Genomic DNA, 20,996 nt, shown 5'->3' on the forward strand with positions numbered 1-20,996 from the left:
CTGCACGTCGCGGTCCGTCGTGGTGGTCGAAAAGGGGGGTCTTGCTGGTGGGACGGAACAGCCGGGAGCGTCACAAGGCGAAACGGAAGGCCGAGTCGGCGGCCCGCCGCCGCCGAGCCGCCGAGACCGGTTTCGACGTCGGGCTGGGCGATGTTCTCCAGTAGCCGGCGGGCGTTCGAGTGCCCCGCCGCGGTTCGTGCCCGTAGGCGCACTGACGACATCACCCCTCCGCGCATAGACTCACCATTGTGGATGCACTCACGGCGCTCCTGCGACAGCTGGTCGGGCAGCGATCGGTGTTCCTCGTGGCCGTGCGGGCCCGGTTGTGGCCCGGCACTCTGCAGCGTTATCTGACGGGCGAGTCGCTGCCGCCCACCGCCGCGCCGCTCGAGGCGATCGGCATCGCCTGCGGGGCCAACGAGTGGCAGTTGAACGCACTGGTCGAGGCCTGGTCTCAGCAGAAGCATCCACCGATCGAGGTGCGTCACGGCGGGTTCGTGTTCCGCGACGACCGGCGGTCCGGGCCGGGCAATCCGGTCGAGGACATGTACCACCGGGTGTTGCACCAGGTGTGGGTGCGGACCGGCCAGCTTACGCCGGTCACGGGGCAGGACGCCGTGGCGGCCCGCGCGGCGCTGGAGGTGTGGCAACTGGACCGGCTGCTCGCCGACCGGAAGCTGCGCGACGGGATCAGAAAGGCCCTGGCGCCGGACGTCGCCTTGCCGCCCGATCCGGATGCCTTGGAGCGCCGGGTCGCGGCCGAGATCACCGTCGGCTACGAGCGGGGCCGATCCCCGCGGGCGCTGGACCTGATCGGCGCCGGCCTGCTGCATCCGCAGGAGGCGATGCGGACGCGAGCGCTGGCCATCCTCTCGTCGGAACCGCCACCGCCGCTGAGTGGCGCCGACCGCGTTGCTGTCCTCGCGACGGTGGCGAGCGGCGTCGCCACGGACCTGGCCGAGGCGACCGCACCAGCCGACCGGGACCTGGTAAACGACGGGATCCGGGCGTGCTACCGCCTCGCCGGCCTGGACGAGCCCGAGACGATCCTGTGGGTGGACTCGCCGTATGTGGGGGTGCTGCTGCGCCGGCTGGCCGCTCCCCTCTACGACATCGCCCTCTGGAGCCGGACAGATCGCCAGCGTGATGTCGGCGTCATCGAATTCCGCTACCCGGACGACTTGCGTGAGCGCATCGACCGCGAGCTACAGAATCTTCTCGGTACCACCCCCGACCGGCCGACCGGTCCGCTCGCCGGCCTCGTCCACAACCTGACACTGACCGGAAGGCCATCACTGGTCGCGACCGACCCTGTCCGTGCACGTCAGGCACTGGAGGACGCCGCCGCACGCCTGCCCAAGCCCCGGCCGGTCCTCGCTGCCGGCGACCCTCCGCCCGCGCACCGGTACGACCGCTACTTCCATCTGGACGGGCAGGCGAACGCGAGCTGGATCAGCAGGGCGACCCGGCTCGCCGAGGCGCTCCGTGCGGCCGGGACTCCGATCGGCGACCTGCCCGAGCGGGTCGCCGCCTACCGCGATGCGAACTCGGCCGGGCCGTGGTGGCCGTCGCCCCGACTGGTCATCGTGTGCGAGCGCCCCACCGAGATCGGACCCGGCCCGGAAATCCGCTGGGCCGACGGCAGCGCCCTCGCCGACCGGCCCACGGAGGCTTAATGGGCGTAGGCCCCTCTCCCGGGAAGCGGTGGCGCCGGCGTGCTGCGCACCCTCGGCGCCATCGCGAGACACGCCGGACTCGTTGGTGAGAAGCTGCGCGGTCGCCAGATGAATAGCATCGAGACTGCGCAGTGTCGGCTCGTCGAACGCCGCTGCCGTCGCGCGGATGGTGCTAACGATCTCGAGCCGGAAAAGCCGCCCGACCGCGGCTGGAACGCCGACCAACGCCTGCGGGGTCGACCGTCGCAAGACCCTGGTCACCTCCACCTCGACGAGGGCGGAGGAGACGAGCGGCGCATCGTCGTGGGCGTTGAGCCAGGCGACACGGTCGGCGCTGCATGCCTCCTGGCGAACAAGCTTGACGACGGCGGCGGAGTCCAGATGAATCACCAACGCTCCTCATCTCGCATATCGGCGAGCGCCGCAGCAACGTCCACGCCTCGTGACCGAGTTTCGGTGGAAGCGGCACCGGACCACCACCGGTCGGGGCCACGGCCCGGCCCGCGGCTACGAGTTTGGTGAGCGCTGATCTCACCGCGATCGCCGGCCACCGGCTGTCTTTTATTGGGATCCCTCTCGCTGGCCACCTGTAGTGTGTGACATACTACAGGAGTGACAGCGACCGGACCGGCTTCCATGGAAACGCACCGCGATCCGGTACGACCTGGGGAAACGTCACCAATCACGATCATTGTCGATGGGGCGCCGGTGCGTGGACTGGACGGACAGACGGTGGCCGGGGTGCTCATGGGGGCCGGGCGGCTCGCCTGGCGTACGACCCGCAACGGGCGGCCGCGCGGCGTCTTCTGCGGGATCGGTGTCTGCCACGACTGCCTCGTCGCCGTGAACGGCCTCCCCGACGTCCGCGCCTGCCAACGCCGAGCAGCCGACGGCGACTCCATCTCGACCGAGGAGCAGGCATGAACGCCGCGCCAGAGGCAGGCGCAACGTGACGGTTGAGACGCCTGACGTGCTCGTCGTCGGGGCAGGGCCGGCGGGGCTTGCTGCTGCGGATGCCGCGCGGAAGGTTGGCGCGCGCGTTGCACTGCTCGATGCCGCCGAGGATGCCGGTGGGCAGTACTGGCGGCACCTTCCGGCTCAGCGGCCCGCCGCCCACGAGCGGGTTCTGCACCACGGATGGGATCGGTTCACGGCGCTGCGCGGGCAGGAGATGCTGACCAACGCGCAGGTCTGGCTGGCCGAGCGGCACGACGACCGCCCGCCCACGCTGCACGTGCTCGTCGGACCGGCGGACGGGCGGGACCGCGTACGACGGACGTTCGCTCCGAAAGCACTGGTTCTCGCCACCGGCGCGTACGAACGCACCCTGCCCTTCCCCGGCTGGGACCTGCCCGGCGTCTTCACGGCGGGCGCGGCTCAGGCCCTGGCCAAGTCGGAGCGCATCGCCGTCGGCCGCCGCGTGCTCGTGGCCGGGGCGGGCCCTTTCCTGCTGCCCGTCGCTTCGAGCCTCGTCCGTACCGGCGCCGAGGTGGTCGGTGTGCTCGAGGCCAACGGCTGGCCGCGTCTGGGCCGGGGCTGGAGCCGCCGCCCGGCCGAGCTCCTGGCCACCCGGCACAAGGCCGGCGAGCTGGCCGGCTACGTCCGTGACCTGGCCCGCCACCGCATTCCGTACCGCGCGGCCACCGCCGTCGTCGCCGCACACGGCGCCGAGCGGGTCAGCTCGGTGACCGTCGCTCGCCTCGACCCGCAGTGGGCGCCGATTCCCGGCACGTCCCGCGACGTCAGCGTCGACGCTGTCTGTGTCAGCCACGGCTTCGTACCCCGGGTCGAGCTCGCCGTCTCGGCCGGGTGCGGCCTCGACGCGTACGGCGCCGTGGTGACCGACCACGACGGCCGGACCACCGTCCCCGGGGTCTACGCCGCCGGCGAGGTCACCGGCATCGGCGGCGCCGACCTGGCCCTGGCCGAGGGCGTTGTGGCCGGGCTGGCCGCGGCCGGCGCCACCGCCTCCGACGCCCAGCGTCGCTCGCGGAGCGAGAACCAGCGCTTCGCCGCCCGTCTCGAGGCCGCGCACGGCATCCGCCCGGGCTGGGTGGGCTGGCTCGGCGATGACACCACGGTCTGCCGCTGCGAGGAGGTCACGGCCGGCGACCTGCGGGCCGGCGCGGCCGCCACCGGGTCGCGCGGCCTGCGCTCACTCAAGCTCAGCACCCGCGCCGGCCTGGGCGTCTGCCAGGGCCGCGTCTGCGGGCGCACTGTCGAAGAACTGCTGCATCGCCACACCGGCGGCCTGCTCGACCCGGGCCGCACGGAACAACGCCCCCTCGCGGCTTTCGTCCGGCTCGGCGAGCTGGCCGCCGCTGAAGAACAGGAGCACCAATGACCACCGACCTCCGCGGCGTCGTCGTCGCCACCGCCCTGCCGTACAAGGAGGATCCGTCCGCCCCGGCCGGCCTCGCCGTCGACTTCGACCGGTACGCCGAGCACGTCGACTGGCTGATGAGCAACGGCTGCCACGGCGTCGGCCCCAACGGGTCGCTCGGCGAGTACTCGTCGCTCACCGACGAGGAGCGGCGGCGCGTCGTCCAGGTCGCCGTCGAGGCGGTCGGCGGGCGCGGCACGGTGATCGCCGGCGTACACGGACCGGGGTGGCACCAGGCGAAGAAGTGGGCCGAGATCGCCGGCGAGGACGGCGCGACCGGGGTGCTCGCGCTGCCGCCGACCATGTACCAGGCCAGCAACAGCCAGGTGGTCGAGCACTACACGAGGATCGCCGAGGCCGGGCTGCCGATGATGATCTACAACAACCCGTTCGACACCAAGGTCGACCTGGTGCCCGATCTGGTCGCCGAGATCGCGCGGATTCCGCAGGTGGTGGCGATCAAGGAGTTCACCGGGGACGTGCGGCGGCTGTTCGAGATCCGTGAGAAGTGCGAGATCGACGTGGTCGCCGGCGCCGACGACGTACTGTTCGAGCTGATGGCCGACGGCGCGGTGGGCTGGTTCGCCGGGTTCCCCAACGTGTTCCCGGCCGAGTCCCGACGCCTCTACGACCTCATGCTGGACGGGAAGTTCCTCGAGGCGCGCGAGCTGTACCAGCACCTGGTGGCCGTGTTCCGCTGGGATTCCCGTACGGAGTTCGTGCAGGCCATCAAGCTCAGCATGGATCTCATCGGCCGGTACGGCGGCCCGTGCCGTCCGCCCCGCGGCCCGCTCACCCCGGAGCACCGCGCCCAGATCGAGGCCGAGACCAAGCGGGCCGTCGAAGCGCTGGCGGGCTGACATGCGCGCCTCGCGGATGTTCACCGCCGTCGACTCGCACACCGAGGGCATGCCGACCCGGGTTGTCACCGCCGGCGTCGGCACCATCCCCGGGGCGACCATGAACGAGCGGCGCCTGCACTTCGTCGAGCACCTGGACGACGTACGGAAGCTGCTGATGAACGAGCCGCGCGGGCACGCCGCGATGAGCGGGGCCATCCTGCAGCCGCCGACGCGCGCGGACGCGGACTTCGGCGTCGTCTACATCGAGGTGTCCGGCTGCCTGCCGATGTGCGGGCACGGCACGATCGGGGTCGCCACCGTGCTGGTCGAGACCGGCATGGTGGCGGTCACCGAGCCCGTCACCACGATCCGGCTGGACACCCCGGCCGGGCTCGTGGTGGCCACGGTTCAGGTCAGGGACGGGCACGCCGAGTCGGTGACGCTCGAGAACGTGCCCGCGTACGCGGAACGCCTGGACACGACGATCGAGGTGCCCGGCCTGGGCCCGGTGCCCTACAGCCTGGCCTTCGGCGGTAACTTCTATGCGATGGTGGATCTCGACGCGGTCGGGCTACCGTTCGACCGTGCGCGGCAACGCGACATCCTCGACGCCGGGCTGGCCATCATGGACGCGATCAACACCCAGGACCCTCCCAAGCACCCGCTCATCGACGGCGTCGACCACTGCCACCACGTCGAGTTCATCGCGCCCGGCTCCGACGCCCGTCACTCGCGCCACGCGATGGCCATTCACCCGGGCTGGTTCGACCGGTCCCCCTGCGGCACCGGCACCTCGGCCCGCATGGCCGAGCTGTGGGCGCGGGGCGAACTGGCGATCGGCGACGACTTCGTCAACGAGTCGTTCATCGGCAGCCGTTTCACCGGCCGCCTCATCTCCGAGACCACTGTGGCCGGCCGGCCCGCGGTTGTCCCCACCATCACCGGCCGCGCCTGGGTGACCGGCCTCGGGCAGTATCTGCTCGACCCGTCCGACCCGTACCCGACCGGCTTCGCTTTCTGAGGTGTATTCATGAGCTCTGTTCTCGCCGCCGCCGCCGCGGCTGCCCCTGCCCTCGCCACCATGCCGCCGCGGCAGCGGGCCGAGGCTCTCGTGGCCGCGGCCGACGCGCTCCTCGCCGCCGCCGACGAGCTGGTGCCTCTGGCCATGGCGGAGACCGGCCTGGCCGAGCCGCGCCTGCGCGGCGAGATCAAGCGGACGGCGGTGCAACTCAAGCTGTTCGCCGACGTCGCGGCGGCCGGTGAGTTCCTCGACGTACGCCTCGACGCCGCCGACCCCGACTTCGTGCTGGGCCCCCGCCCCGACCTGCGCCGCTACCTGGTGCCGCTGGGCCCGGTGCTGAACTTCGCGGCCAGCAACTTCCCGTTCGCGTTCTCGGTGGCCGGCGGCGACACCGCCTCGGCCCTGGCCGCCGGCTGCCCGGTCGTCGTCAAGGCCCATCCCGGCCACCCGCGCCTGTCCGACCGCACGGCGCAGATCGTCGGCGCCGCGCTGCCTGCGGGAGCGCTGGGCGTCATCCACGGCCAGGAAGAAGGCGTGGCCGCCCTGCGGGACGAGCGCATCGCCGTCGCCAGCTTCACCGGCTCCCTGGCCGGCGGCCGGGCGCTGGCCGAGATCGCCGCCGCCCGCCCCCACCCGATCCCGTTCTACGGCGAGCTCGGCAGCCTGAACCCCGTCGTGGTCACCCCTTCCGCCTTGGCCGAGCGCGCGTCCGCCATCGCCCAGGGCTTCGCGGTCAGCGTGTCCGGGTCGGCCGGTCAGCTCTGCACCAAGCCCGGCCTGCTCTTCGTACCGGCCGAATTCGCCGCCGCTGAGGCCTTCGAAGGCGTTGCACCGCACCGCCTGCTGCACCCCGGCATCGTCGACGGCTACACCCGCCGCCGCACCGAGATCCTCGGGACGCCCGGCGTGACCGTTACGGTGGAGGGCGCAGTGACGGACGACGGCGTGACCCCCACGCTGGTCGAGACCGATCTGGCCACCCTGCTCAAGCACCGGGACACCTTGCTGGAGGAGGCGTTCGGCCCGCTGTCGGTGGTCGTGCGCTACACCCCCGGCGAACCGCTGGGCGCGGCCCTGACCGAGCTCATCGAGGGCTCTCTGACCGCCGGCGTGCACATCGGCGCCGCCGAGGATTCCCCTTGGCTGCACGAGCTGGTCACGGCCCTGCAGTCGCTGTCCGGCCGGGTCCTCTTCAACGGCTGGCCCACCGGCGTGGCGGTGACCCCGGCCATGCAGCACGGCGGCCCGTTCCCCGCCACCACGAACCCGACCACCACCTCGGTCGGCACGGCCGCGATCACCCGCTTCCTGCGCCCGGTCGTCTACCAGGACTGTCCGCAGTCCCTGCTTCCCGAGCCCCTGCGCGATGACAACCCGTGGAACGTCCCCCAGCACCGCTCCCCCGCCGGCGAGTCCTCCGCCTGGGGCTCACTCACCGCCTGAGCCGACGACGAGCGGGACGGGCTGCCCCTGCTGCACTTCGAGGACAGCCCGCCCGTTCAGCGGCTCCGCCAGCGTGACCGTGGCCGAGCGGGGATGGCCGGCCATCACGCAGCCGAATTCGGTGCCCGGCGGCACCGAGGGCGCCGGGCCGCTGTAACGGCGTATCCGCACGAGCACCGCCACGGCGGTGTCCGACTCGACGGCCTCGGCGACGTAGTCCTCACCGCACGGCTCGCCGGCGCCCTCCCGCGGCCCGGTGAGCGCCACGGTGAGCCGCTTGCCGTCGACACGGGCCGACTCGGCCCCGGCGCCGTCGGGAAGGTCGTCCGGACTGCCCGCGGGCGGGTCCACCTTCACCGGCGGGCCGCTGTCGAGGGCCATCCGCAGAACGCGCATCTTCGTGTCCTCGAGCGAGAACTCCCACGCCGGCACGGTGGCCGGTCCCCGCGTGGTCGACACCCGCATCGTCGTCAATCGCGCGCCCTTCACGGGATGCCGCACACACTCCGGGCAGTCGTCGTTCACGGCGAGCAGGCGCAAAGCCTCCGGCGCCGACAGCAGCGGCAGTGACAGCCGCCGGCCGCCGGTCCACACCGCATCACCCTTCCCGCGGGGCGGCGCGGGAAGGTCACCGGCCGCCTCGAGCCGTCCTGCGTCGATCGCCGTCTTGAGATGCTCGTTCCGCGGCTCCAGGGTCCCGGTGACCGTGGCCTCCTGCCCCCACAACACGACCAGCTGCGCGTCCCCCACGGCCCTGTCGTAGTTCGCCAGCACCACCCGGGCCCGCTCCCGCAGCCGCTGCAGGTCGTCCGCCCGCCGCGTCGGCTCCCGCGCCACCGGCCCGGGCGCCGGCGCGCTCGCACACCCGGCCAGCATCGCTACCGCCGCAAGCCACCACAGTCGTCGTCCCACATCTCCCCCTCGAACCGGCCGCCTTTCGACGCCGCCACCGCGCTCCCGGTTCCCCGGGCGGGGGCCGGTTCAGCCCAGGGTGAATCGCACGTCGTCGACGTCGAACGCGGTGACGCCGTTCCCGGCTGTCTCACTGGCGTAGAAACTGACCGTCGCCGAGCGGTCCGTGGTGGCTGTTCCGGTGGAGCCGGTGTACTGGTGCCAGTCCGGCGAGCCGTCGGACGAGAGCGCGAAATACGTCTTCGGCGGCACCCCGGTCACGGCGAAGCTGACGTTCAGGTAGTCGCCGCGGCTGGTTTCGGTGGTCGTCGTCCGTACCCAGAACTTGACTGTCAGCTTGCAGTTCGCGGGCACCGTGACGGTGGTGCGCAACAGGTCGCTGTGGGTGACGTCGAGGCCGGCCAGGCTGGCGTAGGCGCGGCCGTTGTGGGCGGGCCGCGCCTCGTCGCCGAGGACGACGATGCGGGGGCCGGCGGTCCAGCCGGTGGCGCCCCGCTCGAAGCCGGGGTTCGGATGGATCTGGCCGGCGCAGGGGGCGGCCGCGCGCGGCTCGTGGGCGTAGGCGGCGCTCCCCGTGGCGAAGAGCAGCACGGTGGCGGCCGAGGCGGTGGCGACGAGAACTCTCATAAATCCAAAGCTATCGATTTGTATCGGGGACCGCTGCCCCGTTCGGCGATGGCGCGTGCCTCTTTCGCCAGGGCCGAGCGGACGGCGGCGGCGGGCCCGGCGAGGGCGCCGATCCGGGCCAGCAGAAGCCGGCGGCCGGTCCACCCGGGATCGTCGACCTCGACGCAGACGACCCCTTCGGGCAGGGCGCCCGCGGCCAGAGTGGGCACGGTCGTCACGCCGATGCCGGCGGCGACGAAGCCCAGCCGGGTCGACCAGTCGGTCAGCTCGGCAACCACCCGTGGGCGCGGCAGGGTCGGCCAGGCGCCGAACTGCGGCTCCCCGCGCGCGCCCCGGCCCGCGATCCAGTCCTCGCCCTCCAACTCGGCGACCGTGACCCGCTCGGCGTGGGCGAGCCGATGCCGCCGGCTGACCGCGAGCAACAGCGGCCCCGCGGGCAGCCGTTCGGTCTCGATGCCGGTCAGGTCCCAGCCCGGCAGGCCCTCCCCCGAGCCCAGCAACGCGAGGTCGAGGCGCCCGGCCCGCAACCGCCGGATCTGCACGGGCGTCGACGACTCCAGGAAGTCGATCTCGATCGAGGGGTGCTCGGCGCGGACGCGCGCGATCGTCCGCGGCACGAGCCGCATGGCCGTGGTCGGGAAGCCGCCCAGCGCGACCCGCCCGCCGATCGGGGCCGCCAGGTCGTCGAGCTCGCGCTGCGCGGCGTCGAACTGGTCGAGGATCGCCGCCGCGCGCGCGGCCAGCCGGTGGCCGGCCTCGGTCGGTTCGACCCCACGCGGGCCGCGCCGCAGCAGCTGGACGCCGGCGGCGGCTTCGAGCGAGGCGATCTGCTTGGAGAGCGCGGACTGCGTGAAGCCCAGCTGCTCGGACGCGGCAGTCAGCGAGCCGGTCTCGAGCACGGCCCGCAGCGCGCGCAGCAGTTGCGGATGAACATCTATGCCATACAGGAATACCAGAGTTGACGATCATTCGCTGGTGGCATACCCGGATCGCGACCAGACTCGGCGGCATGAGCAAAATCTGGTTCATCACCGGCACGTCGAGCGGCTTCGGACGCCTCTGGGCCGAGGCCGCCCTCGAGCGCGGCGACCGCGTGGTCGCCACCGCGCGGGCCATCGAAACGCTGGACGACCTGGTGGAGCGCTTCGGAGAGACCGTCCTGCCGCTCGAGCTCGACGTCACCGACCGCGAGGGCGTGTTCGCGGCGGTCGAGCGCGCGGTGCAGCGCTTCGGGCGCCTCGACGTCGTGCTCAACAACGCCGGCTACGGCCACGCCGGCATGGTCGAGGAGGTGACCGAACGCGAGCTGCGGCAGCAGGTCGAGACCAACTTCTTCGGCGCGGTCTGGGTGACCCAGGCCGTGCTGCCGGTGCTGCGGCGTCAGCGCGGCGGGCACCTGCTGCAGGTGACCAGCGAGGGCGGCGTCCGCGCGTACCCCGGCTTCGGCGCCTATCACGCCTCGAAGTGGGCGGTCGAGGGCCTGACCGAGGCCCTCGCCCAGGAGGTCGAGGACTTCGGCATCCACGTCACGTGCGTCGAGCCCGGCCCGTTCGCCACCGATTTCGCCTCGCGGGGTCTCAGGACAAGTGCCGAGCTTTCTTCGTACGCGGAGATTCGCGCGACGAGGACGCCGGAGTTCCGCATCGGCGACCCGACCGCCACGGCGTCGGCCATCCTCACTCTCGTCGACACCGACGACCCGCCGCGCCGGCTCATCCTGGGCGACGTCCTCCCCGAGATCGAAGCCATCTACGAGGAGCGCCTGGAGACCTGGCGCGACTGGCAGGAGGTGTCACTCCGCGCCTTCGGCCCGCGCAAGGACTGAGCCGCCCCTACCTCCGGTAACGCCGATTCCATGCAAGATCGTTGCTAGTCGTTCCAGATGACGCCGAACGCGCCGAGCAGGCCCATCACGATGAGCGCGGCGCCGACCACGACGGCCAGCACCCGCGTGAAGACGGCCTGGAAGGCGGCCTCACGGGAACCGACGTCACGACCGAAGATCTCCCGGCTGGACCGCGCCGAAGACCTGGCGAACTGTTTGTTGGCGACGATGACGGCCACGCCGGCCAGCGCCAGCAGGGCGGGGAGAATGCGCTCCATGGTGGCCTTCACGGTGTGGGCGTCGAAACGGCCGGACAGCTTCGACCCAGGTTTCGGCCGTTCGCGGCGCCGCGGGCGGACTTCTTACGCGCAGGGATAGTTCGAGGTCGTACAAGTAACGCCGTAGTTGCCGGCATCGTTGAAGTGGTTGCAGAAGCCGTCGTACAGCAGATCGTCGTAGACGCTCCGGGTCATGTTGATCTCGCCGGTGCTGGTGGCGCCGACGACGACCATCACGTTGACGTCACGGCCCTGCGCCCGCTCCAGGGCCTGGCCCACCGAGGGGATGCTGAGCGAGTGGACGGCGCCGCGGATCGTGGAGCCCTTGCACGATGTGTCGCCGCACGAAATGCCTCCCCGTGTCACAGTCATGTGGCACGGGGAGTATGGACATTGCCTTCGACGGGCGTCAATGTTCCCGCCGTTGCGGCGCGAGCCGGCCGGGCCCGGGGTGTCACGCCGGGCCCGGACGCTCTCGTCAGGCGCCGATGCCGTACCGGTTGCGGGCGGCGTCGGCGGTGATGTTGCGGTCGAGCACGTCGGCCCGTACGTCGTCGGCCGCTCGTTCGGTCGGGTCGCCGTAGCCGCCACCGCCGCCGGTCGCGCAGCGCACCACGTCGCCCTTCTTCAGGGACATTCCGTTGATCTTCAGGATGCGGCGCTCGTCCTCGCGGCCCGGATTGATGACGACCTCGGGACCGACCGCGTCCTCGCCGCCGAACAGGCCCCAGGCCGGCTGACGGGAACGCTCGAACCACAGCGACACGGTCAGGTCGGTCTGCGCCTCGTACTCGCGGATCACACCGTTGCCGCCGCGCCACCGGCCCGAGCCACCCGAGTCGGGCCGGATCCGGTACTCGTTGATCCGCCACGGGTAGCGGGTCTCGTGCACCTCGATCGGGATGTCCTTGAGCGAGCCGTTCACGTTGTTGATCAGCGCGCTCTCGCCGTCCGAGCCGTTCCAGGCGCCCCAGCCGCCGATGGTGGCCTCGAGGCTGACGAACTCGCGGCTCACCCGCGGGTCGGTGCCGGCCGACAGGATGATCATCGAGTCGCCGTGGCTGGCCCCGGCCACCTGGTCGGGCATGGCCGGCGCGAGCGACCGGGCGACCATGTCGATCAGCAGGCCGAGGTGCGAGAAGTACCACTGGCAGGCGGCGGGCGACCGGGCGCCGAGCACCGAGCCCTCGCGCACCTGGGTGGTCATCGACCGGAACGAGCCGCCGTTGCCCGGCAGGTCGGGGCTGACCAGCAGCTTGTAGCCGACCCGGAGCGCCGAGACGGCCTGCGAGACGCCGCAGTTGACCGGGCCCACGGTCTGGTCGGCCGACTCGGTCACGTCGAAGTCGATCTCCTCGCCGGACACGGTGATCCGCAGCCGGATCGGCACCGGGGTGCCGAGGTCGATGCCGTCGTTGTCGAGCACACCCTCGGCGCTGTAGACGCCGTCCGGGATCTTGGCGATGACCGCCCGCTCGAGCAGCTCGGTCTGGTGGAAGATCTCGTCGCGCGCCGCCTCCAGCGTGCTCAGCCCGAACCGCCGTACGATCTCTTGAAGCCGCCGCTCCCCCATCTGGATGCAGGCCATCATCGCGTGCATGTCGCCCGTGGTCGGGTAGGGGAACCGGACGTTGGTGGCGATCGTGTCGGTGACCGAACGCTCCTCGACGCCGCCCGAGACCAGCTTCTGCGGGCCGAGGCGCAGCCCCTCCTGGAAGATGTTGACCGAGTCCATCGAGCCGCCCGGGTCCTTGGACCCCACGTCGATCCAGTGGGCGCGCGAGGCGGTGAAGCCGACCAGCGTCTCGTCGACGAACACCGGGCCGAAGATGGTCACGTCGTTGAGGTGCGTGCCGCCCAGGTAGCTGTCGTTGAGGATCCACACGTCGCCCGGCTGCCACACCTCGCGGCCGAACCGCTCCTCGGTGGCCAGGGTGCAGGTCTCCAGGTTGCCCAGGAAGATCGGCAGGCCGGCCGACTGGCCCAGCACCTGGTGGTCGGCGTCGAGCAGGGCCACCACGCAGTCGCCGCACTCGTAGATGATCGGCGTGTAGGCCGACCGGATCAGCGTGGCGTTCATGTCGTCCGCGGCCGCGTTGAGCGCGTTGCGGATGATCTCGACGGTTACCGGGTCGATCGTCACTGGCCGTCCTTCCGAGAGATGATCAGCGAGCCGATGTCGTCCACGCTCACGGCGTAGCCGGGCGGCACGACCGTGGTGGCGGTGTCCTCGACGACCACGGCCGGGCCGTCGAAGGTGTGGCCCACGAAGAGGTCGTCGCGGCGGGCCACGAGGGTGTCCTGCGCTTCACCGTCGAAGACCACCGTGCGGATCTCGTGGGCGAAGTCGGGCTTGTCAGCCGAAGGCCACTTCTGCGGGTCGGGCCGGCCCAGGTCGCCGAAGGCAGCCGTGCGGAGAGCGACGAACTCGATCGGCGCGCCCAGGTTCGCGTGGCCGTACCGGCTCTTGTGCAGGTCGGCGAAGCGCTGCGCCACATCGGCGAGGAAGGTCTCGCCCAGCGGCTCGTCGGCGCCGGTGAGCGGCACGGTCAGGGTGTACTCCTGGGCCGCGTACCGGATGTCGACCGCATGACTGGCGTGCCGCGCGTCGCCGGCGACACCTTCGCGGTCGAGCCCGTCGAGGCCGTCCTTCTCCAGACGGGCCAGCGTCGCGGCCATGTCGGCGGTGTCGAGGTCCTGGTCCAGATAGAAGTACGGCTCGGTGTAGTCCTGCCGGATCTGGGTCTGGAGCATGCCCCAGGCCGAGAACGCGCCCGGGAACCGCGGCACCACCGTCTCGGCGATGCCCAGCTCGCGGGCCAGGAACACGGCGTGCATCGGGCCGGCCCCGCCGAAGGCGACCAGCGCCGAGTCGCGGGGCTCGATGCCGCGCGACACGGTGATGGTGCGGATCGCCTGCGCCATCTTGGAGTTGGCCACGTCGCAGATGCCCTCGGCCATCGAGGTCGTGGTCATGCCGAACACCTCGGCCAGCCCGTCGACGGCCTTCTCCGCCGCCTGGACGTCCAGGGTCATCTGCCCGCCGGCGAAGCCCTGCGGGTCGATGCGGCCCAGCACCAGGTTGGCGTCGGTCACCGTCGGCTCGGTGCCGCCGCGGCCGTAGCAGGCCGGTCCGGGCCGGGCGCCCGCGCTGCGCGGTCCGACACGCAGACCGCCGGCCTCGGCCCAGGCCACCGAGCCGCCGCCGGCGCCCACGGTGTGGATGTTGACCACGCTCATCAGCATCGGCAGCCCCTCGAGCTGGGCCTCGGCCGACACGTCGGGCTCACCGTCGACGATCAGCGACACGTCGAAGCTGGTGCCGCCCATGTCGATGCCGATCAGGTGCGGCCGGCCGGTCTGCCGGGACAGCTCGGCGCCGGCGATCGCGCCACCGACCGGGCCGGACAGCAGCGTCTGGAGCGGGCGGCGGCGGGCCGACTCCGCGGTCAGGATGCCGCCGGACGACTGCATGACGTGCAGCGGCACGCGCAGCCCGCGGGCGTCGAGGCGGCCCTCCAGGTCGAGCAGGTAGTTCCGTACGATCGGGCCGGTGTACGCCTCGACCACGGCCGACGAGGTGCGCTCGTACTCGCGCCATTCCTTCGCCGCCTCGTGCGAGACCGACACCGTGACGTCGTCGCCCAGCTCGTCCTGGAGGATCTCGCGGGCCCGCAGCTCGTGCGCCGGGTTCTTGTAGCTGAACAGGAACGCCACCGCGATCGCGCCGTGCCCGCCGGCCCGGGCCTTCTGAGCGGCGGCGCGTACGGCGTCCTCGTCGAGCGGGGTGAGCTCGGTGCCGTCGGCGGCGATGCGGCCGCCGATGCCGAGCACGTCGCGGCGGGGCACGAGCGGCGTCGGCTTGCGGTAGTGCAGGTCGTACAGCCGCGTCCGCGGTCCCCGGGCGATGTGGTACGTGTCCTCGATCCCGGCCGTGCCGAGCAGAAGCACGGGCACCCCGCGCCGCTCGAGGAAGGCGTTCAGGCCCTGGGTGGTGCCGTGCACGAGGAAGTCGATGCCGGACGGCTCGTCGACCACCGCGTCCAGGCCGGCCAGCACGCCCTCGCTGAGATCGCCGGGCGTGGTCGAGGCCTTGGTCGCCGCGAACGCGCCGCTCTGCTGGTCGTACGTCACGACATCGGTGAACGTGCCCCCGATGTCCATCGCGACTCGATACCGCCCCATGTCATCTCCCTCGCGTCCAGGCCGGTCAGGTAAGGCGCAAGTTAGGGGGCGGCGGTGCGCCGGGAGTGTGCGCACGGCATAGCGCCCGGGTGGCTGCGCGTGCGGCGCGCACGATCGGCGCCCGGTGGCCCCGGGCACGATGCCCCGAAACCGGTGACCCTCTGGGAGGCCCTGTGACCAGCACCGACAAGCGGGACCGGACGGCCGAGATCGCCGCCGCCGCCGATGCCGTCGTATCCGGCACCGGACCGGTGACCGTCGATGCGGGCCGGACCGACCGGCGCATCGATTTCGTGCCGTCCGTGCCGTCCGGCGGATGGCCGCCCGAGGTGCACGGCCAAACACTTCTGGTCGAGCTCGGCGCTTCCCCGACTCCGGAGCCGGCGCGCCGGGCCGCGATCACCGCCGGCGCCCGCCTGCGGGACGGCGACGCCGTGACCGTGTCGGCCCCGCCCGAGCTGACCGGGCCGATCATCGACGGACTGATCACCGGCACCCCGCCCGGCGCCGCGGTCACCCTGCTCGTCGACGCGCCCCAGCTGCCGGCCGCGCTGCGCGGGCAACTCGCGGCCGACGTCGCGCGTCTGGCCCGGCTGCTGGTCAGCGCGCCGGCCAACCTGCTCACCCCGAGCGCCGCGGCCGGCTGGGCCGCCCGTATCGCCGACAACGCGGGCCTGACCTGCACCGTGCTCGGTCCCGACGAGGTGCGGGCGCAGGGCTTCGGCGCGCTGGCCGCGATCGGTGGCGGCTCCCCCGACGGCCCGTACCTGGTGACGCTCGACCATCTGCCGGAGGCCGGCGCCCCCGAGATAGCGCTGGTCGGCAAGGGGATCACGTTCGACAGCGGCGGCCTGTCGCTGAAGTCGCCCGCAGCCATGCAGAGCATGCGCCTGGACGTCGCGGGCGCGGTCACCGTGCTCGCCGTGATGGCCGCTCTGCGCCGGGCGGGCTGCTCGATTCCCGTACGCGCGGTGTTGCCTTTCGCCGAGAACCTGCCCGGCCCCGGCGCCGTCCGTCCCGGCGACGTCGTCACCGCCTGGAACGGCACCGAGATCCAGATTCTGGACACCGACTTCGAGGGCCGCGTCATCTTGGCCGACGCGCTGGCCCTCGCCGCCGACTCCACCCCGCGCCTGCTCGTCGACCTGGCCACCCTGACCTACCAGGCCGAGATCGCGCTGGGCCCCGAGATCGCCGCCGTCCTGGCCCGCGACGACGACGCAGCCACTGAGTTCCTCGCGGCCGGAGCGAGGGCGGGCGAGCCGCTGTGGCGCCTGCCGTACGACGAGCGCTACCTCCACCAGGTCAAGACCCCTTCCGGCGTACGCAACCATCCCCTGCACGACTCGGGCCGTGCGATCACAGCAGCCTTGTTCCTGGGCGAGTTCGTCCCCCGCACAGTCCCCTGGGCCCACTGCGACATGACCGGCCCGGCCTGGTCCGGCAACGCCTCGATCGACGGCGCGACCGGTTTCGGCGCCCGCACCCTGCTGGAGCTGCTGACCCGCGCCTGAGGTCAGGGCGTCCCCGGGCAGCTCCGCCTGTCGTCAGTCGTCAGTCGTCCGAGGGTCACGCCGCGAAAGTTGAATAGACAACGGTTGATATCTGCCCACATCGGTGCGAGCATGGGTGGGAGCGCTCCCACTCCCCCGAATGCCGCAGAATGGAGGAGGAACCGTGCGTCCACACGATTCCAGTCAATCCCGGCAGAAACGCTCAGCCGTCCGCGGGCCCGTCCAGGCCCTCATCACGTTGCTCGCCCTGGTGGCCGGCCTTTTGGCCGCGCCCGGCGCGGCCCAGGCCCACGGCACCATCGTCGGCCCGGCCACACGCGCCTACCAGTGCTGGCAGGCCTGGGGCAGCCAGCACATGAACCCGGCCATGCAGCAGCAGGACCCCATGTGCTACCAGGCGTTCCAGGCCAACCCCGACACCATGTGGAACTGGATGAGCGCCCTGCGGGACGGCCTCGGTGGCCAGTTCCAGGCCCGTACCCCCGACGGCCAGCTGTGCAGCAACGGCCTCACCCGCAACAACAGCTTGAACAAGCCCGGCGCCTGGCGCACCACCAACCTGGGCAGCAACTTCTCTGTCAAGTTGTACGACCAGGCCAGTCACGGCGCCGACTACTTCCGGGTGTACGTCAGCAAGCAGGGGTTCAACCCGGCCACCCAGACCCTCGGCTGGGGCAACCTCGACCTGATCACGCAGACGGGCCGCTACGCCCCCGCGCAGAACATCTCGTTCAACGTCTCCACCTCCGGATACACCGGACACCACATCGTCTTCGTCATCTGGCAGGCCTCGCACCTGGACCAGGCCTACATGTGGTGCAGCGACGTGAACTTCACCTGATCGACGCTCACCTGATCAATACGACGCAATCCGGCCCAGGACACGAACGGACGTCCTGGGCCGGCCCGGCCCCCAGGAGGAGGCGATGACAGTGCCGTGGAAAGGCCTGGCCGGACGGCTCCGGAACCGGTACGTGGGTGCGGCGGCGATTCTGCTCGTGGCCTCGGCCGGAGCGGCCGTCCTGGCGTACCCGGAAGCGCCCGAAGCAAAGGCGCCGGACCTGAATTCGCAGATCGCGACCCTGATGCGAGGCACCCTCGAACAGTCGGACCCCGAGCAGCACAACCACGCCGGCCACGCTGCCGCCCAGCAGGCAACGCCGGCCGCGGTGATCTGCGGCGTCCACCCGTACGGCCATGAGCCCGCCCAGGCCACCACGCTGGACCAGGTGCGTACCGTCTACGGCTTCCACCTCTGCGGCGTCGCCGAACAGAAGCGCCCGTGGGACGTGGCAGTCAAACTGGCCGGCCCGGTCATCCTGGATCTCAGCACCAGCCCGCCCGGCATCCAGGTGGTCGAGGCCACCGAGGACGTCAAGTTCGCCGACCGGCTCCGCCAGATGTTCCCGCCCAAGTACGCGGACCTGGCCTCGAAGGAAGCCCTGGCCGAATCCGAGATGGCCGACCTGCGCCGTCGCTACGACACCGCAGCCGGCCTGGCCTGAAGCCACCCGACGAGTGGCGGCGCGGTTCGCCGGAAGGCTTCGGTGGCCGCGGTTCGCTGAGCAGCGCTGTGTCCGATGGCCTTGTCCTCGAAGCCTATCTTTATCTCGCGCTACCGTTACTTCATAGCGCTCGGCGGCTCCGGCGCCCTCCTCGCAACAGCAGCCGTGCTGCTGGTGTTGCGACGCCGCGACCGTGCGGGCAAGGAATAAGCCGGACTACCGCGACGCGGTCAAGGCGCCGTTCCCTGCTGGAAGACGCTGAGCAGGCGCTGCTTGTGAGCACGGCGGAGGAGCACTGCTCCGTAGATCCCCGGCAACGAGCTCAACCCGATACAGACTGGGCTCATCAGCATCACCAGGCCGACACCGATGTTGGCGCCGATGCCACCGGCGGTCCACAACCGCCAGCTGAAGCCAAGGAAGAAGCCGATGGCCAGAACCGACCCGGCAACCCCCAACCAGGCCCTGGCGATCTTCCGGCAGGCCGTGCCGTACGCCAACAGAGCGAGGCATGCCACGACCACGGCGCACGCTCCGACGCCGATTACGGTGTCGGTCACCGGTCCGAAACTCACCGGCTCGATTCCGTAGTCGAGCTCCACGCCCTGCGCGGCAAGTTGCCTGGACACGTCGTCGGTCTGGTCGGGAATCAACCAGACCGCCGCGACGGGAGTCGCTGCCGCGAGTAGGAGGGTGGTGAACGGCGCGGAGCAACGGTCCACTGTCGAGCCTCGGTTCTGCGAGCAGGATGTCAGATCCTCATCAAGACCAAAACTCCTGTCAAGCGGAGATCTTCCGTCGGCGACTCGCCGCCCAGCCGGCAGGCACAATCGCCAAGGCGCCAGCCACCCTGGACCTGCCGATGTGGGCGTTCGAAGAGCAACCGTTCGTCCTCACCCCGAGAGAAGTCGCGCAGAGTCCACAGGCATTTCCCGAACACCACGCCCGAATGTTGGCAGCAGACACCACCGTTCCGCTGCACCTACTCGCCAGACCGAACCAGCTCACCGTGCTGGACGGCATGCACCGCCTACTCAAGGCGAGCCTCGAGGGACGCAGAACCATCCCGGCAAAGAAGGTGCCGACTGACCGACTGGACGACATCGCAGAGCCAAGCCCGCGTAGCTGACGCCTCCAGATCTGTCCGCGCGGATCGCGGCAAAGGAGTCAACTCGTGAAAGCCCTGCTATTGAGTGCCCGGACGGCGGCAACTCCATGCGTCGGAACGGGGGCCCGGGAAGCTTCGTAGCGCATGGGTCACGGGAGATCCGGATGCCGTCGGGATCACGTCCTCGTCGGCGTGAGCGTTACTGCAGTGCAGGCGTCAACCGAATGGCCGTGAAAGCCGGACGCTCGCATGATCACGCCTCCCTCCACAATCACTAGCCTCCGACGGGGAGGCGTGGAGACGGTGTTGTTCACGGCTAAATGCCCGGTCGCGGTCGATGAGCAGGAGTGGATTGACGGCCGCATGGCCCGGTTCGTCGAGCGGTTCGGCACAAGCTGGCTCGACTCGCCCGTCATATTGCCCACCGCGGAGTTCTTCCCGGGCGCCTATACCGGAACCCAACAGGACATGCGTCGGGCGGTCGTCACCGTGTGCGGCTTCATGGGCGTCGACGCCTCGCGGATCTTCGTCAAGTTCCCCACGGCCATTTCGACGGATACCGGGGCGGCGGGGCACTGGACCACAGTCGCCGGCTCGAGCCGCATGACGCCCACAACGACGTCCGACACGTATACCCGGTCGGACGCTGCTAGCAGCTACCGCAAGGTCGGCAGGAACGCACGCATCTCGCTCAACCCGACGCTCGGCCAGCACCCGCTGCTGCTGCTTGCCACGATCGCGCGCGTGTTGGCGTATGACCGGCTCGTCACCGGGAAGGCCAGGACCGTCAGCAGAGATTCACAGCTCGTGGCCGAGCTGTTGACTGTCTTCCTCGGTTTCGGGGTCATCACGGCAAACGCAGCGTTCGAGTACTCCCACACCACAGATGAGAACAGCCTTCGCGGCCGGTGGTCGGCAAGCCGCCTTGGCCTGCTCACCGAGCCGATGTACGGCTACGCGCTTGCTCGCTACGCCATGATGCGCGGCGAGCCGCGTCCGGATTGGGCTCGCTTCCTCGACAGTAATCCCCGCGCCTACCTGAAGAAGGGCGTGCGCTTCCTCAGGCGGATAGAACGCAGCTGAGCCCCGACGCAGCTGCCCCCGGGCCCGAAAGCTACACCTCACCGTCCCGGCCAGCCGACGGTCAGGTCGGGGGTGCTTCGTCGATCAGGGTGTGCAGCGACCGTCGTAGGTGTTCGAGGTGTGGGTCGCTGAGGCGGTCGGCCCATTCGGCTTCGACCTCGGTGATGATGCGGGCTGCGTCGAGGCAGAACTGTTCGCCTCGGGGGGTGAGTCGGACCAGGGCCGCGCGGCCGTCCTGGGGGTCCGGCTGGACGTCGACGTACCCGCTGGTTTCGAGTTCGCGGATCAGGTTGCTCATGGATTGCCGGGTCATGCCCGCGCGCTGGGCGAGAACCACGGCGCGGGTGCCGCCGGTGTCGAGGTTGGCGAACACGGCGGTGTGCGGGCCGCGGATGTTCGGGTGTCCGAGCGCGACGAGGCGGGTGATGACCTGTTCGTTGACGGCGCGGACGGCGCGCAGCAGGAGCCGGCCGAGCTCGTCGCTGCCGGCGTCGGCGAGTTGTTGCAGCGGCGATTCGTCAACCACCGGCGACCCCCTTGACAAACTAGGCAGCTAACCTGACTATTTAGGCAGCTTAGCTGACTATATCAGTT

General features: G+C 71.0%; 20 protein-coding genes and 1 pseudogene. 11 read left to right on the forward strand and 10 right to left on the reverse strand.

The annotated features are described in order from the left end of the window. The first annotated feature begins 248 nt into the window (after positions 1-248). Complete coding sequence (locus tag KXC43_RS53075; protein ID WP_221382553.1) at positions 249-1,676, forward strand: hypothetical protein; 1,428 nt, start codon at positions 249-251, stop codon at positions 1,674-1,676. Between the two features lie 102 nt (positions 1,677-1,778). On the opposite strand, the pseudogene KXC43_RS53080 reads toward KXC43_RS53075, so the two are convergent. Next, positions 1,779-2,066: pseudogene (locus tag KXC43_RS53080) on the reverse strand (PIN domain-containing protein); the annotation flags it as partial. 246 nt (positions 2,067-2,312) lie between these two features. Here KXC43_RS53080 and KXC43_RS45665 point away from each other — a divergent pair. The 5 genes from KXC43_RS45665 to KXC43_RS45685 are packed head-to-tail and all read left to right on the forward strand — an operon-like array spanning position 2,313 to position 7,365. Beyond that, entirely contained in the window at positions 2,313-2,600 is a 288-nt protein-coding gene (locus KXC43_RS45665; RefSeq protein ID WP_221382596.1) for a (2Fe-2S)-binding protein, read from the forward strand. Between the two features lie 25 nt (positions 2,601-2,625). Next, positions 2,626-4,020, forward strand: coding sequence for an NAD(P)/FAD-dependent oxidoreductase (locus tag KXC43_RS53085; RefSeq protein ID WP_221382554.1), 1,395 nt, complete (start codon positions 2,626-2,628; stop codon positions 4,018-4,020). Next, a complete protein-coding gene (locus tag KXC43_RS45675) occupies positions 4,017-4,919 on the forward strand; it encodes a dihydrodipicolinate synthase family protein (protein ID WP_221382555.1) in 903 nt (300 codons plus the stop codon). Before KXC43_RS53085 ends, KXC43_RS45675 begins: the two co-directional genes overlap by 4 nt. 1 nt (position 4,920) lies before the next feature. Next, complete coding sequence (locus KXC43_RS45680) at positions 4,921-5,922, forward strand: proline racemase family protein (protein ID WP_221382556.1); 1,002 nt, start codon at positions 4,921-4,923, stop codon at positions 5,920-5,922. A gap of 9 nt (positions 5,923-5,931) precedes the next feature. Beyond that, entirely contained in the window at positions 5,932-7,365 is a 1,434-nt protein-coding gene (locus KXC43_RS45685; protein ID WP_221382557.1) for an aldehyde dehydrogenase (NADP(+)), read from the forward strand. Here KXC43_RS45685 and KXC43_RS45690 read toward each other — a convergent pair. From KXC43_RS45690 to KXC43_RS45700, 3 genes are all read right to left on the reverse strand, one after another. Then, positions 7,351-8,277 carry a hypothetical protein gene (locus tag KXC43_RS45690; protein WP_221382558.1) on the reverse strand — a complete coding sequence of 309 codons (927 nt, stop codon included), beginning with the start codon at positions 8,275-8,277 and terminating at the stop codon, positions 7,351-7,353. The genes KXC43_RS45685 and KXC43_RS45690 overlap by 15 nt on opposite strands. 69 nt (positions 8,278-8,346) lie before the next feature. Continuing rightward, the gene (locus tag KXC43_RS45695) at positions 8,347-8,904 is read right to left on the reverse strand and encodes a hypothetical protein (RefSeq protein ID WP_221382559.1); all 558 of its coding nucleotides are present in this window, start codon (positions 8,902-8,904) and stop codon (positions 8,347-8,349) included. After that, entirely contained in the window at positions 8,901-9,860 is a 960-nt protein-coding gene (locus KXC43_RS45700) for a LysR family transcriptional regulator (protein WP_308129566.1), read from the reverse strand. The genes KXC43_RS45695 and KXC43_RS45700 overlap by 4 nt, the downstream gene beginning before the upstream one ends. Before the next feature lie 53 nt (positions 9,861-9,913). Between KXC43_RS45700 and KXC43_RS45705 the strand changes: the two genes are divergently transcribed. Next, a complete protein-coding gene (locus KXC43_RS45705) occupies positions 9,914-10,729 on the forward strand; it encodes an SDR family NAD(P)-dependent oxidoreductase (protein WP_221382561.1) in 816 nt (271 codons plus the stop codon). 44 nt (positions 10,730-10,773) lie between these two features. Here the strand turns inward: KXC43_RS45705 and KXC43_RS45710 are convergent, their stop codons facing one another. From KXC43_RS45710 to KXC43_RS45725, 4 genes are all read right to left on the reverse strand, one after another. Then, a complete protein-coding gene (locus KXC43_RS45710) occupies positions 10,774-11,007 on the reverse strand; it encodes a hypothetical protein (RefSeq protein WP_221382562.1) in 234 nt (77 codons plus the stop codon). Between the two features lie 84 nt (positions 11,008-11,091). Next, complete coding sequence (locus KXC43_RS45715) at positions 11,092-11,286, reverse strand: hypothetical protein (protein ID WP_221382563.1); 195 nt, start codon at positions 11,284-11,286, stop codon at positions 11,092-11,094. A 199-nt stretch (positions 11,287-11,485) separates the two neighbouring features. Continuing rightward, on the reverse strand, positions 11,486-13,150 hold the full coding sequence (locus KXC43_RS45720; protein ID WP_221382564.1) for a hydantoinase B/oxoprolinase family protein: 1,665 nt from the start codon (positions 13,148-13,150) through the stop codon (positions 11,486-11,488). Next, positions 13,147-15,192 carry a hydantoinase/oxoprolinase family protein gene (locus KXC43_RS45725; RefSeq protein ID WP_255645957.1) on the reverse strand — a complete coding sequence of 682 codons (2,046 nt, stop codon included), beginning with the start codon at positions 15,190-15,192 and terminating at the stop codon, positions 13,147-13,149. The genes KXC43_RS45720 and KXC43_RS45725 overlap by 4 nt, the downstream gene beginning before the upstream one ends. A 173-nt stretch (positions 15,193-15,365) precedes the next feature. Between KXC43_RS45725 and KXC43_RS45730 the strand changes: the two genes are divergently transcribed. The 3 genes from KXC43_RS45730 to KXC43_RS45740 all read left to right on the forward strand — a co-directional run bounded on the left by KXC43_RS45730 (position 15,366) and on the right by KXC43_RS45740 (position 18,211). Continuing rightward, positions 15,366-16,706, forward strand: a complete 1,341-nt coding sequence (locus KXC43_RS45730; protein ID WP_221382565.1) for a M17 family metallopeptidase — start codon at positions 15,366-15,368, stop codon at positions 16,704-16,706. A 163-nt stretch (positions 16,707-16,869) separates the two neighbouring features. Further along, complete coding sequence (locus tag KXC43_RS45735) at positions 16,870-17,547, forward strand: lytic polysaccharide monooxygenase auxiliary activity family 9 protein (protein WP_308129563.1); 678 nt, start codon at positions 16,870-16,872, stop codon at positions 17,545-17,547. An 85-nt stretch (positions 17,548-17,632) separates the two neighbouring features. Next, positions 17,633-18,211: a hypothetical protein gene (locus KXC43_RS45740; protein ID WP_221382567.1), complete on the forward strand. Its 579-nt coding sequence runs from the start codon at positions 17,633-17,635 to the stop codon at positions 18,209-18,211. Positions 18,212-18,441: 230 nt separating this feature from the next. Here the strand turns inward: KXC43_RS45740 and KXC43_RS45745 are convergent, their stop codons facing one another. Then, positions 18,442-18,933 carry a hypothetical protein gene (locus KXC43_RS45745; protein ID WP_221382568.1) on the reverse strand — a complete coding sequence of 164 codons (492 nt, stop codon included), beginning with the start codon at positions 18,931-18,933 and terminating at the stop codon, positions 18,442-18,444. A gap of 680 nt (positions 18,934-19,613) precedes the next feature. Between KXC43_RS45745 and KXC43_RS45750 the strand changes: the two genes are divergently transcribed. Then, positions 19,614-20,402, forward strand: coding sequence for a hypothetical protein (locus tag KXC43_RS45750; protein ID WP_221382569.1), 789 nt, complete (start codon positions 19,614-19,616; stop codon positions 20,400-20,402). A 61-nt stretch (positions 20,403-20,463) separates the two neighbouring features. Here the strand turns inward: KXC43_RS45750 and KXC43_RS45755 are convergent, their stop codons facing one another. After that, complete coding sequence (locus tag KXC43_RS45755) at positions 20,464-20,928, reverse strand: MarR family winged helix-turn-helix transcriptional regulator (protein WP_221382570.1); 465 nt, start codon at positions 20,926-20,928, stop codon at positions 20,464-20,466. Positions 20,929-20,996 lie beyond the last annotated feature (68 nt).

The organism is Paractinoplanes polyasparticus (assembly GCF_019710575.1).
GTDB lineage: Bacteria > Actinomycetota > Actinomycetes > Mycobacteriales > Micromonosporaceae > Actinoplanes > Actinoplanes polyasparticus.